Annotated in this window: 12 protein-coding genes; 6 read left to right on the top strand and 6 right to left on the bottom strand. The window is 48.2% G+C overall.

Annotated elements, in window-relative coordinates; all coding sequences use genetic code 11:
• Nucleotides 1–8: 8 nt before the first annotated feature.
• Nucleotides 9–3,878 (bottom strand): PAS domain-containing protein, encoded by a 3,870-nt coding sequence (locus tag NDI33_RS08785; protein ID WP_190673713.1) that lies wholly within the window; start codon nt 3,876–3,878, stop codon nt 9–11.
• Between the two features lie 178 nt (nt 3,879–4,056).
• Between NDI33_RS08785 and NDI33_RS08780 the strand changes: the two genes are divergently transcribed.
• On the top strand, nt 4,057–4,743 hold the full coding sequence (locus NDI33_RS08780) for a ComF family protein (RefSeq protein WP_190414126.1): 687 nt from the start codon (nt 4,057–4,059) through the stop codon (nt 4,741–4,743).
• Nucleotides 4,744–4,850: 107 nt separating this feature from the next.
• Here NDI33_RS08780 and NDI33_RS08775 read toward each other — a convergent pair whose 3' ends face one another.
• The gene (locus NDI33_RS08775) at nt 4,851–5,219 is read right to left on the bottom strand and encodes an EamA family transporter (RefSeq protein ID WP_190414128.1); all 369 of its coding nucleotides are present in this window, start codon (nt 5,217–5,219) and stop codon (nt 4,851–4,853) included.
• 116 nt (nt 5,220–5,335) lie between these two features.
• Here NDI33_RS08775 and NDI33_RS08770 point away from each other — a divergent pair, with 116 nt between their 5' ends.
• Together NDI33_RS08770 and obgE are read left to right on the top strand one after the other, a co-directional pair.
• On the top strand, nt 5,336–6,022 hold the full coding sequence (locus tag NDI33_RS08770; RefSeq protein WP_190426999.1) for a Mo-dependent nitrogenase C-terminal domain-containing protein: 687 nt from the start codon (nt 5,336–5,338) through the stop codon (nt 6,020–6,022).
• 107 nt (nt 6,023–6,129) lie between these two features.
• Nucleotides 6,130–7,149: a GTPase ObgE gene (gene obgE, locus NDI33_RS08765; RefSeq protein ID WP_190414133.1), complete on the top strand. Its 1,020-nt coding sequence runs from the start codon at nt 6,130–6,132 to the stop codon at nt 7,147–7,149.
• Nucleotides 7,150–7,359: 210 nt separating this feature from the next.
• Here obgE and NDI33_RS08760 read toward each other — a convergent pair whose 3' ends face one another.
• From NDI33_RS08760 to NDI33_RS08745, 4 genes are all read right to left on the bottom strand, one after another.
• Nucleotides 7,360–8,154, bottom strand: coding sequence for a class I SAM-dependent methyltransferase (locus NDI33_RS08760; protein WP_190673707.1), 795 nt, complete (start codon nt 8,152–8,154; stop codon nt 7,360–7,362).
• Between the two features lie 92 nt (nt 8,155–8,246).
• Nucleotides 8,247–9,857, bottom strand: a complete 1,611-nt coding sequence (locus NDI33_RS08755) for a 2-isopropylmalate synthase (RefSeq protein ID WP_190426993.1) — start codon at nt 9,855–9,857, stop codon at nt 8,247–8,249.
• Between the two features lie 95 nt (nt 9,858–9,952).
• Nucleotides 9,953–10,474, bottom strand: a complete 522-nt coding sequence (locus NDI33_RS08750) for an NYN domain-containing protein (RefSeq protein ID WP_190414139.1) — start codon at nt 10,472–10,474, stop codon at nt 9,953–9,955.
• 318 nt (nt 10,475–10,792) lie between these two features.
• Nucleotides 10,793–11,635 (bottom strand): sulfurtransferase, encoded by an 843-nt coding sequence (locus NDI33_RS08745; RefSeq protein ID WP_190673704.1) that lies wholly within the window; start codon nt 11,633–11,635, stop codon nt 10,793–10,795.
• A gap of 588 nt (nt 11,636–12,223) precedes the next feature.
• Between NDI33_RS08745 and NDI33_RS08740 the strand changes: the two genes are divergently transcribed.
• From NDI33_RS08740 to glmU, 3 genes are all read left to right on the top strand, one after another.
• Nucleotides 12,224–13,111, top strand: coding sequence for an MnmC family methyltransferase (locus NDI33_RS08740; RefSeq protein ID WP_190673701.1), 888 nt, complete (start codon nt 12,224–12,226; stop codon nt 13,109–13,111).
• 363 nt (nt 13,112–13,474) lie between these two features.
• On the top strand, nt 13,475–14,518 hold the full coding sequence (locus NDI33_RS08735; protein ID WP_190414701.1) for a two-component system response regulator: 1,044 nt from the start codon (nt 13,475–13,477) through the stop codon (nt 14,516–14,518).
• Between the two features lie 152 nt (nt 14,519–14,670).
• A complete protein-coding gene (glmU, locus tag NDI33_RS08730) occupies nt 14,671–16,050 on the top strand; it encodes a bifunctional UDP-N-acetylglucosamine diphosphorylase/glucosamine-1-phosphate N-acetyltransferase GlmU (RefSeq protein WP_190414702.1) in 1,380 nt (459 codons plus the stop codon).
• Nucleotides 16,051–16,056 lie beyond the last annotated feature (6 nt).

Genomic DNA, 16,056 nt, shown 5'->3' with positions numbered 1-16,056 from the left:
CAGTGCGTCTAGCGAATAAGCTTAGCGATCGCTTCTGCTAACAGGGATGGCTCAACTGGCTTAGCGATGTGTCCATCGAAACCCGCAGCGCTCGCTCGCTCGGTATCTGCCTTACTGGCATAGGCGGTGAGTGTGAGTGCTGGCAGCCGCCTCACTCGTTCTGCCGAATGGTTCCTGACTTTGGCAATTAGCGAATAGCCATCCTCCAAGGGCATTCCGATGTCGCTGACAAGGACATCCGGCTGAAACTGTTCGAGTGCTTCTAAGGCATCGAGAACGGATGCCACAGCAAGTATCTTTCCTCCATACTGTTCCAAGGCTGTGGAAAGAAATTCTCGTGCGTCTGCTTCATCATCTACAACCAGTATCCGCACTCCACTCAGAATGTTCAGGACAGGAGGAGTGAGGGAAGAGGAGGGAAGAGGACTGAGGGCTGAGGACTGAGGACTGAGAGAAGAGGAGGGAAGAGGGCTGAGGGCTGAGGGCTGAGGGTTGAGGGTTGAGGAGTAAGAGGAATTTTGAGTTTTCTCATTTGCTTGTTCTAGGTCAATCTGCACTTCCTGCCGCTGCGCTAACAGTCCTGAAGTTTTTAGTCCTACCTGTGTCCTTTCTAAGAGGGGCAACCGCACTGTAAAGGTCGCTCCGAGTCCTTCTCCTGGACTCGTCACCTCAACGGTGCCGCCATGCAGTTCCACCAGTTGGCGGACGATGGCTAACCCTAGCCCCAAACCCGCTTGCGATCGCGTCGTTGTACTATCCGCTTGCCGAAAGCGCTCGAAGACGTAGGGCAGAAAGTCAGGACTGATGCCCAATCCGGTGTCGCTGATTTCAATTTGGGCGTGGTTGGGAATGGGGAATGGGTTCGATGGGTTGCCATTCCCGATTCCCGATGACTCATTCCCCTTGACCGTTGACAACTTTACCGTGACTCGTCCGCCTTCCGGTGTGAACTTAATGGCATTGGAAAGCAGATTCCAGACGATTTGCTGCAAGCGTTCTGCATCACCCATCACAACGCCAATATCAGGAGCGAGCATTGATTCTAGAGCGATCGCTTTGGCTTCGCAGGAAGGTAAGACGGTATTGATGGATGACTCAATTACCGATATCAGGTCAACTGGACGAATATTCAGGCGGATTTGCCCGCGAATTAGGCGCGAGACATCTAATAAATCCTCAATCAGTTTTACCTGTGATTTGGCGTTCCGCTCAATCGTCTCTAGCGCCCGCGCGGTGGTGGTTTCATTGAGTTTCCGCGTCCGGAGCATCGTCGCCCAACCCAGCATCGCGTTTAAGGGCGTCCGCAGTTCGTGGGAGACGATTGCCAAAAATTCGTCTTTGATCCGGCTAGCTTTCTCTAATTCTTCTGCCTGTTGCCGCAGGGTCGCCTCTAACTTCTTGGCACGAGTGATGTCCTCGGCAATGCCGACAATGCGGTAAACTTCTCCCTGGTCGTTTTGGATCGGAAAAGCGCGATCGCGTATCCAGCGCTCCTCGCCGTCGGGTCGGGCAATCCGATACTCTTGATCGTACTTTTCGTAGCTCTGCTTTTTCGCCGCAGCGATTACCCGCTCTCGATCTTCTGGATGGATGGAATTCACCCAGGATGAAGGGTCTTCGTAAAGGCTTACGGTCGTGCGACCCCAGATTTTTTCATAGGCGGGACTGACATAGAGTAACTGTTTCGGAGCGTCCGAACGAATCCAGAACACTTCATCGATGTTTTCTGCCAGCTGACGGAACCGCTTTTCACTTTCTTTGAGTGCTTCCTCTGCACGCTTGCGTTGGGTGCGGTCGAGGACAAAAGCAACGCAACTATCGGGAGATTCTTCCAACCGAGCCAACCCGACGAGAACTGGAACGCGGCTGCCATCTTTACGAACGTATTCTTTTTCCCAAGGCGTACACGTGCCGGAGTTCAGCATTTCTTGGTTTTTGTGCCGATCCAAATCGTCGAATTCCTCCGGGGTCATGATATCCCAACGCACTTTGCCCGTTTGCAGCTCTTGGCGGGTGTAGCCAAGCAGATTCAAAAAGGCGTCGTTGGTATCGGTGACATTGCCGTTAAAGTCGGCGAAGACGACCCCGATGATATTAGATTCCACCAGACGCCGAAATCGGGCTTCGCTTTGCCGCTTTGCCTCTTCGGTGCAGTGACGCTCAATGGCGATGCCTGCCAGATTGGTCGATATCTCAACCAGTTTCTGGTCGTGCAAACTAGGCTGTTGCGGCTTGCGGTAATACATCGCAAAAGTGCCTAAGATATCTCCATTCGTGGCAAAAATCGGGACTGACCAACACGCTTGGAATCCATGAGACAAGGGCAAATCTTTGTATTCTGCCCACAGGAAATCGTTGGCAATATCCGACACAACTACTGGTTCGCGCCGATAAACCGCCGTACCGCAACTGCAAGCTACAGCACCGATGGGAATCCCGTCAGGGACTGCTTGAAAGTAGCTGTTTGGAATGCTGGGTGCTGCACCGCGATAGAGTTTTTGCTTTTCTTTGTTCATCAGCAGAATGGAACACAGAGCGCCATCCGACTGTTGTTCGATCAACCGGGCGAGAACATCCAGTACGGAGGGGAGGGCGGCACCTTTGGCAATCATTTCCAAGACCGTGTTTTGCGTCGCTAACAAAGCTTGGTTTGAAGAGCGCTGGGTGATGTCGAAAAAGGTGACAACAGCAGCGACGAGTTTGCCCGCGCGATCGCATACCGGAGAGGAGCTGACGTGCATTGTGCCCCGCGTATCATCCCCCCGCAAAAATTGAATTTCTTCATCAATGACGACTTCGCCGGTGCTGATGGAACGTGCCAAAGGCCATTCCTGCGGCTGATAAGGTCGCCCGTCGGCGTGGAAGCCTTGGTACTCGCGGTACTCCTCAATATCCCTAGATTGCCGAAAAGGATGACGCCAAATCAGATCCACCTGCTCGTTGCCGAGTATCAGCTTCCCGGAGGGAGCTTCCGCAACAATCGCGCCGACTGGTAGCTGCCGCAGCACCGCTTCTAGGAGGGCGCGTTCGGTTTCCAATTGCGAATGAGCGCGATCGCATTCGTCTTGAGCAATTCGGCTTTCGCTGATGTCTAAAGTACAGCCAACCACGCGCACTGCACGCCCATCAGCATCTCGCACGATTAGCCCTCTATCCCAAACATATAGATACCGATCGTTTTTGTGGCGAATCCGATATTCAACGGTAAAACTACTACTGGCGGCGATCTTGCTGTTTATTTCCTCGTGTACCCGCTGTCGGTCATCCGGATGAATCCGCTCCATCCACCACTGAACAGTTGTTTGGGCTTCTTCAATTTGATAGCCTAGAACATCACTCAGCCCTTGTGTCCTTTCTATCGTGTTCTGAGTCAGATCCAATTCGTAGATAATCCCATTAATTGCCGCAGCCGCCAGCTCAAAGCGCTCGTTTGCCCTCCTCAGCTTTTCCTCGACCTGTTTGCGTTCGCCCAGTTGCTGATTCAGAATGTCGTTAGTCGCCTCTAGCCTCAAAGCTTGTTCTGCGCGGCGCTTTAGAAACCCGACCATCAACACCAGAGCTGGTGTGGTGAAGGCTAGTACGAGCAAGTGACGGGCATTTTCGTCTGTGTACTCAAACAAATGTCCGGGGTTGGAAAAGAAGCCAAGGGCATACACCAACGAAATCGCTGCGCTAATCAACCCAGCCCAAAAACTGCCGCTGAAGGTAGCATAAACAACCGTGGTGAGGGAAATCGGGCCTGGGTTGGGGATGGCAAATTTTGTCTGAGACAGCACCTCAATGGCGACAAGCGTCACCACTGTTAGGATGGGGCCAATGACCTGCGACCCGAAGCTCGTGTTCGACGACTTTTTTCTGACATGATTAGAGTCAGCCATTATTCTGGAACTTCAGCTAATTTTTTGGTGTAATTCGGTGTGAAAGTTTAAAAAAACTCTGATTCTTAAAGTTAAATTCATTAATTTTGTAAAAGATTAAGCTAGACGTTACTTGCGCGATCGCTCAAAAACCTATTTGTATTTTAAAGAAATCTTCCCCAAGGATGAGGTATTGACGATGGGGCATTGGAGCCAGACTGTAAAAGGTTTGCTAAATCTATTTCTGAAGTCCAACTGCCCACTCTGCCAGCGCCCGACTTCTCAAGAATTTTGCGAAGACTGTCAGCGGCAACTGCAACGCTGTCAGATGTCCAATCCTAACCAATTTTGGCAAGGCCAACTACCCGTGTTTGCTTGGGGCGGATATGGAGGGGCAATGAAGAGAGCGATCGCTGCCCTAAAATATGAAAACCATCCCCAACTGGCTCGTCCGTTGGGTCATTGGCTTGCTCAAGCATGGCTGAATTCCCCGGTATCCGCTCAGCTCAAATTAACCGTAGTGCCCATCCCCATGCACCCCTCCAAAGTGAGTCAGCGAGGCTACAATCAGGCAGATTTACTGGCTCAAAGCTTTTGCGATTATACCGGCTACCCCATGCGATCGCTGGGTTTGGAACGGGTACGGGCGACAGAGGCTCAGTTTAGCTTATCTGGCACCGAGCGAGAAAAAAACTTAGCTGGCGCTTTCTCCCTTGGAAAAGAATTTCTTCGTAGCCGTCCATCTACGCCAGTGTTGTTATTAGATGACATTTATACGACAGGAGCGACGGCTCAATCTGCGGCTCAAACGCTCGCACAACATGGCATCCGAGTATATGGTTTAGTTGCAGTCGCGACTCCTAAAAGGGTGAAGGATGATGGTTGATACAATCCAATTAGCAATTACTAATGACACCCGGCGTGCAACTTTCTGTATTTTCGCCCAATCAATAGGGGTTAAGAAAAAGTGGCGCAGGGCGTAATGCACGAAATTTAATTTTTCCAAATCACTAACACCACGCCGCTGATAATCAGACCCAAACCCACCACGCGGCTCAAAGGAATCGCTTCTCGGAAAATAAAATAACCCAGCAGCACAGAGAATACATAAGTCAGACTTACCGCAGGGCCAGCGATGCTGAGATTCACCCGCGTCAGTAGCAAAATATAAACAAAAGCCCCTAAACCATAGCAAGCCAGACCCGCTAGAAGTTCTGGTGTACCGAGAATGCTGAAAAGATGACCGATCCAATTAGCTGCATTGACTCTGCCTAACTTCAAAGCTCCAGCTTTGAGCAAAAATTGCCCTGCAACGCTCGCTAGGATCGAAATCAGGAATAACCCAAATTCTGGTGAATTCACAGAAATATCAATAAAGTGAGGAGATCCGTCTCTAAGTTTACAGCCATCCGAGGCTGAGCCAGAGCTAGAATCGACTCAAAGGGATCGCAACGTAAATTCAAGCAAATCAGAGTGTTATGACGAGCGTACTTCAGTCTCCCTATACCAGCGAGCAAATGGCGGTTTGGATACGCGGCTTGCTAATGGTTGCTTGGGCAGACGGCAATTTTGACGCCGAAGAACAGAAATTAATTTCATCGCTGACTCAGAACCAAGTAGCGCCCACAATGGATTTGGGATCGCTCGAACCGATTACTGCCGATGAATTAGCAGCGGCTTTTAAGCAAGATGCCAGAAGCGCAGAAGATTTCCTGCGTACCGCTGTGATGGTGGCAGTCGCAGATGGCGTTTATTCCTCCAGCGAGGATGAATTGCTATTCCAGTTTTGTGAGGCATTAGGACAGCAGCCGAAAGCGCTTTCATTGCTGCGGCAAACGCTGATTCCTACCTCAGAAAGCGAGATTTCCGCTGACTCAGACAAAGGAGCAGCGGCTCGCATTCGGCAGCGGGATGTGCTGCGCCCAGTACGGGTATGGCTTGATGGGCTAGAAATTCACGATCCGCGATTGGCGAGATTCTTGTGCAAAATGATTCCTGCCCAATGCCCGTTTGAGCGCGATGTCAAGCTATTTGGTCACAAAATTGTCCACATTCCACCGCTGTGTAAGCTCAATCCCATCTACGAGCAGTTAGTGGGTTTGCGCTTTCGCGCTTTATCCTATTTGGCGGATGATTGTGGTGAAGATGTGTCACCGTATTGTTAATGGAAGACTGGCTAATGGCTAATGGTTCATGATTCATGGTTCATGGTTCATGGCATCCCGGAGCAAACGATCAATCAGTAACAATTAGCAATTAGCAAAGGAAATTTATGCAATTTATCGATCAGGTAGAAGTTGAAGTGGAGGCGGGGAAAGGCGGCGATGGAATTGTCGCTTTCCGACGGGAAAAATATGTGCCAGCTGGGGGGCCATCCGGGGGGAATGGTGGTCGAGGTGGTTCGCTGATTCTAGAGGTGGTTGAGAATTTGCAAACCTTGCTGGACTTCAAGTATACCCATCGTTTCAAGGCTGAAGACGGTTCGCGCGGAGGGCCAAATAATCGCACGGGTGCCGCGGGACGCGATCGCGTGATTCATGTTCCCCGTGGCACGATGGTTTATGATGCCGAAACGGATGAGTTGCTGAGCGATTTGGTTGAGACCGGGCAAACTTTTTGTGTGGCGAAGGGTGGCAAGGGAGGTTTGGGAAATCAGCACTTCCTGAGCAACCGCAATCGAGCGCCGGATTATGCTTTAGACGGGTTGCCAGGTGAAAAACGGCAGCTGCGTTTAGAACTGAAGCTCTTAGCTGAGGTGGGGATTATTGGTTTACCCAATGCCGGTAAGTCTACGCTGATTTCGGCGATTTCAGCGGCACGACCGAAGGTAGCAGATTATCCTTTTACAACCTTGGTGCCGAATTTGGGGGTGGTACGCAAACCCAGCGGTGACGGCACCGTATTTGCTGATATTCCAGGTTTAATTGAGGGTGCCCATATGGGTGCCGGGTTGGGACACGACTTTTTGCGTCATATCGAGCGTACCCGATTACTGCTGCATTTAATTGACGGGACTAGCGAAGATCCCATTGTTGCGTATCAAACGATACAGCAGGAGCTGCACTCTTACGGTCGCGGACTAGCAAATCGTCCGCAGATTGTGGCGCTGAACAAGGTGGATGCTATCGATCCCGATCGTGATGTGGAAGCGATCGCGCAACAGCTTCGTCAGTTAAGTCATGCACCCGTATTCCTGATTTCAGGGGTTGCTGGCATTGGGCTAGATCAAATGTTGCACGAAGTTTGGCAGACCCTCGCTCAACTGGATGAACTAGCCACCATTAATCATTAATAACTAAAAATTAAAAATGCAAGAATTTATCTTTCATTTTTAATTTTTACTTGTGACTTTTGCTGGGGATTAGTCCTAATAACGCTTACAAATTACTGAATTCTTAGCTTCATTTGAGGTTAGAAACCTAACCAGTGTGAGTTTTTTCTCAAAACAAGCTAACAATTTTCAGTAATTAATCTCATCCTCCGCTTACTTGAAAAATACAAATTATTTCGTTGCGACTACAGCAAGATTCCAGGCAAAACGCTTCATTAAAGGAATCTTTTTTAAAACGCCATCCATCTTCTCTAACCGTTGATAATTGGGTGCCAATCTTTCATGTTCAATAATAATTTTCTTCCAGTAACGTTCCTTATTCGGATCGATTTTTTCAATTAAATAGAAGCGTAGAAAAATCCACAGCGTTGCCAACCAAAACGTATCGTAAGACGTTTCTGAAAACTGGGATTTTACAAAATTGACAATATTAATATCCAGCGGCGTTTCATCTTCAGTCCGCACTTTCGTCGCAATCCGGCGGTACACATTAATGACTGGATTGTGTTTCAGAGGGTCCCAAAAACAAGCTTTTCCACCGGGTTTAAGCACCCGGTGCATTTCCCGAATGGCGAGTTTCGGATTGGGTAAATGGTGCAACAAATTCGAGGCGTAGACGATATCAAAACTATTATCAGGACAATCGAGCGCGATCGCATTCATGGTTCGCCCCTCAATCTCGACGCCGTTTTTCTCTGCCAGTTGTAGGGCGACTTCCACCATGCCGGGAGAGTAGTCAGATGCCACGCACAGCGCCCCTTTTTTGGCAAAGTAAACGCTATTTTCCCCAGCACCACACCCTAAATCGAGAAGCTTTTTGCCTCTGATATCTCCCAGTCGTCCGAGGATGAAACGATTTTCAGGGGAAGTACAAGCTTCAAAATAATCTTTAACTTTGATTCCATCTACATCAATAGTAGATGCCCATTGATCGTGGAATTTTTTCTCTTTGTCAAAAATATCCATAATTAAGAATTAAACGCAAAGGTTCGCAAAGGTAAACGCAAAGGTACGCAAAGGATTTTCTCACTTTGCGTACCTCTATGGCTGTTTGCGGTTTATACTTTTTGGGAGATTACTGCCGATCGCGTCTCTTCTTTTTCCAAGGCAACATACAAGCGATTCAGGGCATTGACATAGGCTTGGGCGGAGGCGACGATGATATCGGTGTTGGCAGCATGACCGGAGAATACTCGATCTTGGTGCCGTAGGCGAATCGTAACTTCTCCGATGGCGTCAATTCCAGCCGTTACCGATTGAACGGAAAATTCAATCAGTTGGTTGGGGACGTTGACGACGCGGTTGATTGCTTTATAAACGGCATCTACGGGTCCCGTACCGATGGCGGCGTCGGTGAGTTCTTCGCCTGCGGGAGTGCGAAGTGTAACGGTTGCGGTGGGCTGAGAGTTGCTGCCGCAAGAGACTTGCACCAATTCTAAGCGGAAAAGTTCTGGGGCTTGTTGGATTTCATCGTTAGCGATCGCTTCCAAATCCCAATCGGTGATTTCTTTCTTTTTATCCGCTAAGTCTTTAAACTTCAGAAAGGCTTTATTTAACTCACTTTCTGATAGTTCAAATCCCAATTCTTTCAGTCGAGCGCTGAAGGCATGGCGACCGGAATGTTTGCCCAGTACAATCTGATTATCGGTTAAACCGATAGATTGGGCATCCATAATTTCGTAGGTGAGCTTGTTTTTCAGCACCCCATCTTGGTGAATGCCAGACTCGTGTGCAAAAGCATTTGCGCCCACAATTGCTTTATTCGGCTGCACCAACATCCCTGTTAAGTTAGAAACTAACCGAGATGTTTTGTAAATCTGCTTTGTGTCAATATTCGTGAGGGGTTCTTCTGACTCCTCTGGGCGTCCTAAAAATGGATTGTAATACTGACGCCGGACATGGAGTGCCATCACCAATTCTTCGAGTGAAGCATTCCCGGCTCTTTCGCCAATGCCGTTAATGGTGCATTCTAGCTGTCGTGCGCCATTTTTCACGGCTTCCAAGAAGTTCGCCACCGCCAAGCCTAAGTCATTATGACCGTGTACGGAAATAATTGCTTGGTCAATATTCGGCACATTCTCTTTAATTCCCTTAATTAAGTCACCAAACTCGCTGGGAGTCATGTAACCAACGGTATCGGGAATATTGACAGTTTTGGCACCCGCCGCAATTGTCCGCTCTAGCACTTGGTAGAGGAACTCTGGATCGGAGCGAGCGGCATCCATTGGGGAGAATTCTACATCGTCCATGAAGGATTTAGCATAGGCGACCATTTCTTCTGCGATCGCTAACACTTCAGCCCTTGTCTTTCTTAGCTGATATTCTAAGTGAATATCAGATGTCGAAATAAAGGTGTGAATCCTACCTTTTACCGCCGGTTTTAGCGCTTCTGCCGCGGCTTCAATATCTGCTTTGATCGCTCTTGCCAAACTACAGATAACCGGGCCATCTTCTGTCCCGACTGTCTTGGCAATTTTCTGAACTGCCTCGAAATCTCCTGGGCTAGCATAAGCGAACCCCGCTTCAATCACATCCACGCCCAAACGAGCCAATTGTCGCGCGATACTCAGCTTTTCGTCTACATTCAGAGTTGCGCCGGGGCACTGTTCCCCATCTCGAAGGGTCGTATCGAAAATAATAATCCGGTCTTGGCTAGGTTCAACGTTCATAGGTCAAAAAAACACATCCTTCAAGTTTGATTCATTCGCCGTTAGTCATTAGTTCTTGCTAATTAGTTATAGCCAAAAAAACTAAGGTTTGAAGACTAATATTCAGTTTTTTCAATAAATTCCCGAATTTCATTCAGGTCTATGTAGCGGTCTGTAGCGTTTCTTAGCTCTCTCGCTATCATTCCTTCTGTGGAAACTACTGTAATATGCGTATTTTTAGAACGTAACAGTTCGATGGCTCTTTCAAAATCGCCATCTCCACTGAATAAAACTACTCGATCGTACTGTTCTACTGTATTAAACATATCAACAACAATTTCAATATCTAAGTTCGCCTTTTGCGAATAGCGACCGGAAGTGTCATCGTAATATTCTTTAAGAATTTTTGTACGGACGGTGTATCCCAAACTAATTAGTGCGTCTCGAAATCCTCGCTGATCCTGCGGATCTTTTAGCCCGGTGTACCAGAAGGCGTTGATGAGATTTGTATCGGGCTGTTCCTTTCTAAAGTATTCCAATACTCGCCTAGGATCGAAAAACCAACCATTTTTTTGTTGAGCGTAGAACATATTGTTCCCGTCTACAAAAATAGAAAGACGGTTCATTAAGAAAGCCATAGAAACTAAAACCTAAAATTTGTAGAAAAGAATTTTAGTGGAATGATTTATTCTAGCAATTTGTTACGAATAATTATTCATAAGTACTTTAGTGCAATCCCTATTCTTTTTTATCTTTCCGGATCTCCCCAAAACCTGCTGGCATTCAGGAGGTTTTTAGGGCAAAATCGGCGATTAAAGTCGAAAAAGGGGAACAGCACCGATAAAGTCAAACATAACTTCTTCTTTAAACTCTACCTTAGTTGAGGACTCTATTACTGTCCTAGTGGACACTATCGTATAGTTAGGGCAAGTACTTAAGCACTGCCTTTATAGTATTTACAGGTAAGAACACCAATCACTCCAACTACCAGCATATAGCTTGCCCGTATGAACTCCCGCTATTTCTAAAGACAACAGATTTACGCAGGCGGTAACGCCAGAACCACAGTAGACTAAAACCTCCTCAGCTTGCTCTAAGCCTACCCATCGTGCGCGTTGTTCCGTCATCGGTCGTAGGTAAGATTGACTACTCGATACTTCCTGCCAAGGATAGTTTACGGCTCCGGGGATATGACCGGCAATTGGGTCAATGGGTTCTTGTTCGCCAGAAAAGCGATCGCCTTCCCGCGAATCTACCAATACCACTCCTGGCAAGTCTTTTCTAGCTTTGACGGTTTCAATATCTACTACCCAGTCTTGTCGCACCTGAGGCACAAACTTGCCTTTGTGTGGCGTTGGAAGAACGTCTGTAACCGGATATTCCTCTGCCTGCCATCCCGAAAAGCCGCCATCTAACAAAGCCACGCGATCGTGCCCTAGGTAGCGCAACAGCCACCAGAGACGTGCAGCAAAGGCAAATCGGGAATCATCGTAGGCAACAACCAAGGTTTCCTGAAAATTTACCCCAATGGCTGCTAACTTCTTGGCTAATTCATCGGGATTGGGCAATGGATGCCTTCCCCCGTGCTGTCCGACGGGTGCAGAAAGGTCTTTGTTGAGATCCAGATAGTAGGCACCGGGAATGTGACTGGTGAGATACTGCTGGTGTCCCAATTCCGGATTGGCAAGGGAAAAGCGACAATCCACAACGATAACTTGCGAAAGCTCCGGAGCCGCTGCGCTAAGGTTCAGGTGTTCGGAAAGCCACTGGGCGGAAACGACAAAAGGGGTATCGGTCATTGACTTGACTGTTTGCAATCAAAACAGTGTACAAGTCTTCAGGGAGCGATCGCATCTGTGTTGCCACGGCAATAGTGGAGAAGCGATCGCGTTTCTGTTTAGAATTCAACTCCAAGTATCCATGCGACTCACTTACAATTTATAGAGTTAGCTGAGTGTTAGAACCAATAAAATAGATAGCAAGACACGAAATTATCGCTAAGCTGGAAAGGTTACATTTTGACCAAGACTAAGCCAGTTTTACCCAATAAACTGCAACTAGTTGGTAATGCATTTAATTAGCGGTATGATAAACTTTTGATTCGCTTATCCGAAAGCTTTCACGAGCATTTTTCAAGAGTAGATGATCGAAACTTTAGAACTTTCCTAAAGCAGCATTTTGGTAATCAGGGCTTCATGTCCTTTCGTATTGAAGAGGCTGAAGTGATTGATGCATTATGTAAAAAGTGGGTTCAGGAGTGGGCAAGCGTAGCCGAAGTCGTGCAGTTTGCCTAAGAGTCACTCGTCATCTGGAAAAATTAAATTTAGTTTCAACTGAGCTTAAGCAGTTTTTGCAGTGCTTTATTAACCTGCCTTCCTCTCTAAAAAATGCAAGACATGGGTATCTTCACACCTCAACTCACCGCTGATGGCTCATTCACCTTCTTTTCAGAAGAGTTTGGCGAAACTTTTCATAGTCAGCAGGGTGCGAAGAAGGAAGCCGAACTTAAGTTTGTCGAACCGACTCAACTTAGGCAGAAAGCACAGCAACCAACATTACATTTGTTGGATATTTGTTATGGTCTGGGCTACAACACCGCGGCGGCTTTGGAAAGGATTTGGGAAGTGAATCCAAATTGCCGAGTGGAGTGGGTGGGGCTGGAATTAGATGCATCGGTACCAAAAGCAGCGATCGCGCATCATCTTTTGAACCACTGGAATCCAGAAAACGCTCAAATTTTCCACCAGCTAGCCACTTCTGGCAAAGTTCAGACCGAACGCCTCAATGCTCAGCTAATCGTGGGAGATGCCAGAGCCACAATTCAGCAGATATACCACTCAAACTTCCGGGCAGATGCGATTTTTCTCGATCCTTTTTCACCCCCCCGATGTCCGCAATTGTGGACGGTGGAATTCTTAAGCTGGGTTGCCAAGTGCTTAAAACCCGATGGGAGACTTGCTACTTATTCTTGTGCGGCGGCGGTGCGGGCTGCTTTAATCGCCGCTGGGTTACAAATTGGTGCGACATTCCCGGTGGGAAGGCGATCGCCTGGAACGGTCGCTAGTTTTACAAACCTAGATATAGCGGCGCTTTCAGTACAAGAACAAGAGCATTTGCACACCAAAGCTGCCATTCCCTACCGCGACCCTCATCTGTGCGAACCTGCTGATGCGATTTTGCAGCGTCGTCAAATCGATCAACAAGCCAGTGCTTTAGAGCCAACCTCTCATTGGAAAAAGCGTTGGTTATTTCAATCTCAGCTCAGAATTCAATAGCTCTACAAGCAAGTGCTTTAGAACAAACCTCTGCTTGCAAACAGTGCGGGTTATTACAGTCCGCGATCGGGATTGAATGCGATCGCCGCAATGGTCTAGGTCTCAAACGGCGGTGTATAATCGTAGCATTCTTTGCAATCGCTCAAGTGAAAGATTATTAACTTTTAAGAACTGCCTGACCGAACCCGGACAGATAAAGAATCTCCGAATTTTGTAGGTTATCAGAAGATTAAATCGATGCCTGATGCCAGAAGACGGAAGCTGCAATCAAGATGTCTGCTAAGTGCTGTTAATATCCGTGAAAAACCCGATTCCACGGTTAAGCTATTCGCTCATACTAAAAACAAATTTATGTTATAAATCATGCTCAATTTATCAACGGCTGCTTCTTCTCAAACAAGGTTGTCTTCAGTGAGCTTTCTAGGTTCGGAGTTGCCCAAAATTCTGGTGGTTGACGATCATCCCTCCAGTCGGATGACGGCGGTAGCACTGCTATCGGTGGAAGGCTACGAAGTTTTGGAGGCAGAAAGTGGGCCAGATGCATTGAAGCGTGTAGTCGAGTGCAACCCAGATTTAATTCTGCTGGATGTAATGATGCCGGGGATGGATGGGTTTGAGGTATGTCGGAAGTTAAAACAAGACGAACAAACCCGCTTGATCCCGGTCGTTTTCATCACGGCGCTAAATGATAGGCGATCGCGCATTCTGGGCATTGAAGCAGGTGGAGATGATTTTCTGACCAAACCCTTCGATCGCTTAGAACTCTCTGCCAGAGTCCGGTCTCTCGTCCAGCAAAAGCGTTTGAATGAAGACCTGGATCACGCCGAACAAGTCCTGTTCTCGATCGCCCGTAGTGTTGAAAGCCGCGATCCGGCGACAGGCGATCACTGCGAACGGCTGGTGGAAATGGGTAAAGCTTTTGGTGAATTTCTGAATCTTTCTCGCAACGAAGTTCGGGATTTGATGTGGGGCGGTTATCTCCATGACATCGGTAAAGTGGGCATTCCCGACGCCGTGCTGCTCAAAACCGGGAAACTCAACGACGAAGAATGGGTAATTATGAAGCAGCACGTCCTGATTGGTGAGAAAATTTGTCAGCCGCTGCGAACCATGCGGGGCGTCATTCCAATTATTCGCAATCACCACGAACGCTGGGATGGAACGGGTTATCCCGATGGTTTAGCTAATGAGGAGATTCCCTTTTTGGCGCAGGTTTTTCAAATTATTGATATTTACGATGCCCTGACAAGCGAACGTCCCTACAAACGCGCGTTTACATCAGCACAAGCCTTAGAAATTTTTGCAGAAGAAACGGCAAAAGGTTGGAGAAATCCTCAATTAGTAGAGAAGTTTACTGAGTTTATTCAATCAGCTCGCGTTGCTGAGGCGATGCCAGAAGCCGTGTAGGGGCAAGCTCGGATTGACTCAAAAATTTAGTCGGATGCTGGCGTCGGCTGACTGAGCCAATGTTTCACCCGGAAAGAACCACGAACGCTCTTTCATGGTTCATGCTTCATCCTTTATTCTTTTAGCTGGTCTGATAACGCGAAAAGCTGAATATGGTAGCAGTAGCAATTCTTGCAGCGGGACGTGGGACGCGGATGAAATCGGATCTGCCCAAGGTCCTACATTCCTTGGGAGGGCGATCGCTCGTCGAACGGGTTCTCCATAGTTTGTCTGAAGTCGAACCATCGCGGTGCCTCGTCATCGTTGGGTATCAAGGCGATCGCATCAAAGATGCCTTGATAGAAGTCATCGATCGATTGCCCCCACTTCCCAATCTGGAGTTTGTCGAACAAACCCAGCAGTTGGGCACGGGTCATGCCGTCCAGCAATTACTCCCCCATCTGGAAGGCTTCACCGGCGATTTGCTGGTTTTAAATGGGGATGTCCCTTTGTTGCGATCGCAAACGCTCAAAAATCTGCTGCAAACTCACCAAGAGCATCAGAACGCCGCCACCCTCCTTACCGCCCAAATGCCCAACCCCAAAGGCTATGGGCGGGTTTTTTGTAATGGTCAAAATCTGGTCAAAGAGATTGTAGAAGACCGGGACTGCTCGCCTGCTCAAAAGCAAAATCGCCGGATTAACGCAGGAGTTTACTGCTTCAATTGGCCTCAACTGGAAAAAGTATTGCCGCAACTGGTACCCAACAATGACCAGCAGGAATACTATCTAACCGATGCGGTTAAATTCATGGAGCCGGTGATGGCTGTGGATGTGGAGGATTACCAGGAAATTCTGGGAATTAACGACCGCAAACAACTGAGTAATGCTTACGAAATTTTACAAGAGCGAGTCAAGGATGCCTGGATGGCGGCGGGTGTGACTCTCGTGAGTCCAGACACGATTACCATTGATGACACGGTAGAGTTGCAACCGGATGTAGCGATCGAACCGCAAACTCATCTGCGGGGAAATACCACGATCGCATCTGGGAGTCGCATTGGCCCTGGTAGCTTGATTGAAAATAGCCAGATTGGGGAAAATGTGACGGTGGTTTATTCTGTGGTGACTGACAGTGTGGTTAAAAAGGGCACCCGGATTGGCCCCTACGCTCATTTGCGCGGTCATGTAGAAGTCGGGGAATCTTGCCGCATCGGAAATTTTGTGGAACTGAAAAATAGCACCTTGGGCGATCGCACGAATGCTGCCCACCTATCTTATTTAGGCGATGCCACTTTAGGAAATAAAGTGAACATCGGGGCGGGGACAATTACTGCCAATTATGACGGCGTGAAAAAGCATCGTACCAAAATCGGCGATCGCACGAAAACCGGCTCCAACAGCGTTCTGGTTGCGCCAGTGACACTGGGAGAAGACGTAACCGTTGCCGCCGGGTCTGTGGTCACGAAAGACGTTCTAGATGATTCTTTGGTAATTGCCCGTGCCCGTCAAGTCGTCAGAAAAGGCTGGCGCTTAAAACCCCAGCAGGAGTAAATCAAG

This window comes from Trichocoleus sp. DQ-A1, assembly GCF_039961955.1.
Classification (GTDB): Bacteria; Cyanobacteriota; Cyanobacteriia; order Cyanobacteriales; family FACHB-T130; genus FACHB-T130.
The sequence above is the reverse complement of the archived record's forward strand: the minus strand, read 5'-3'. Positions and strand labels throughout refer to the sequence as shown.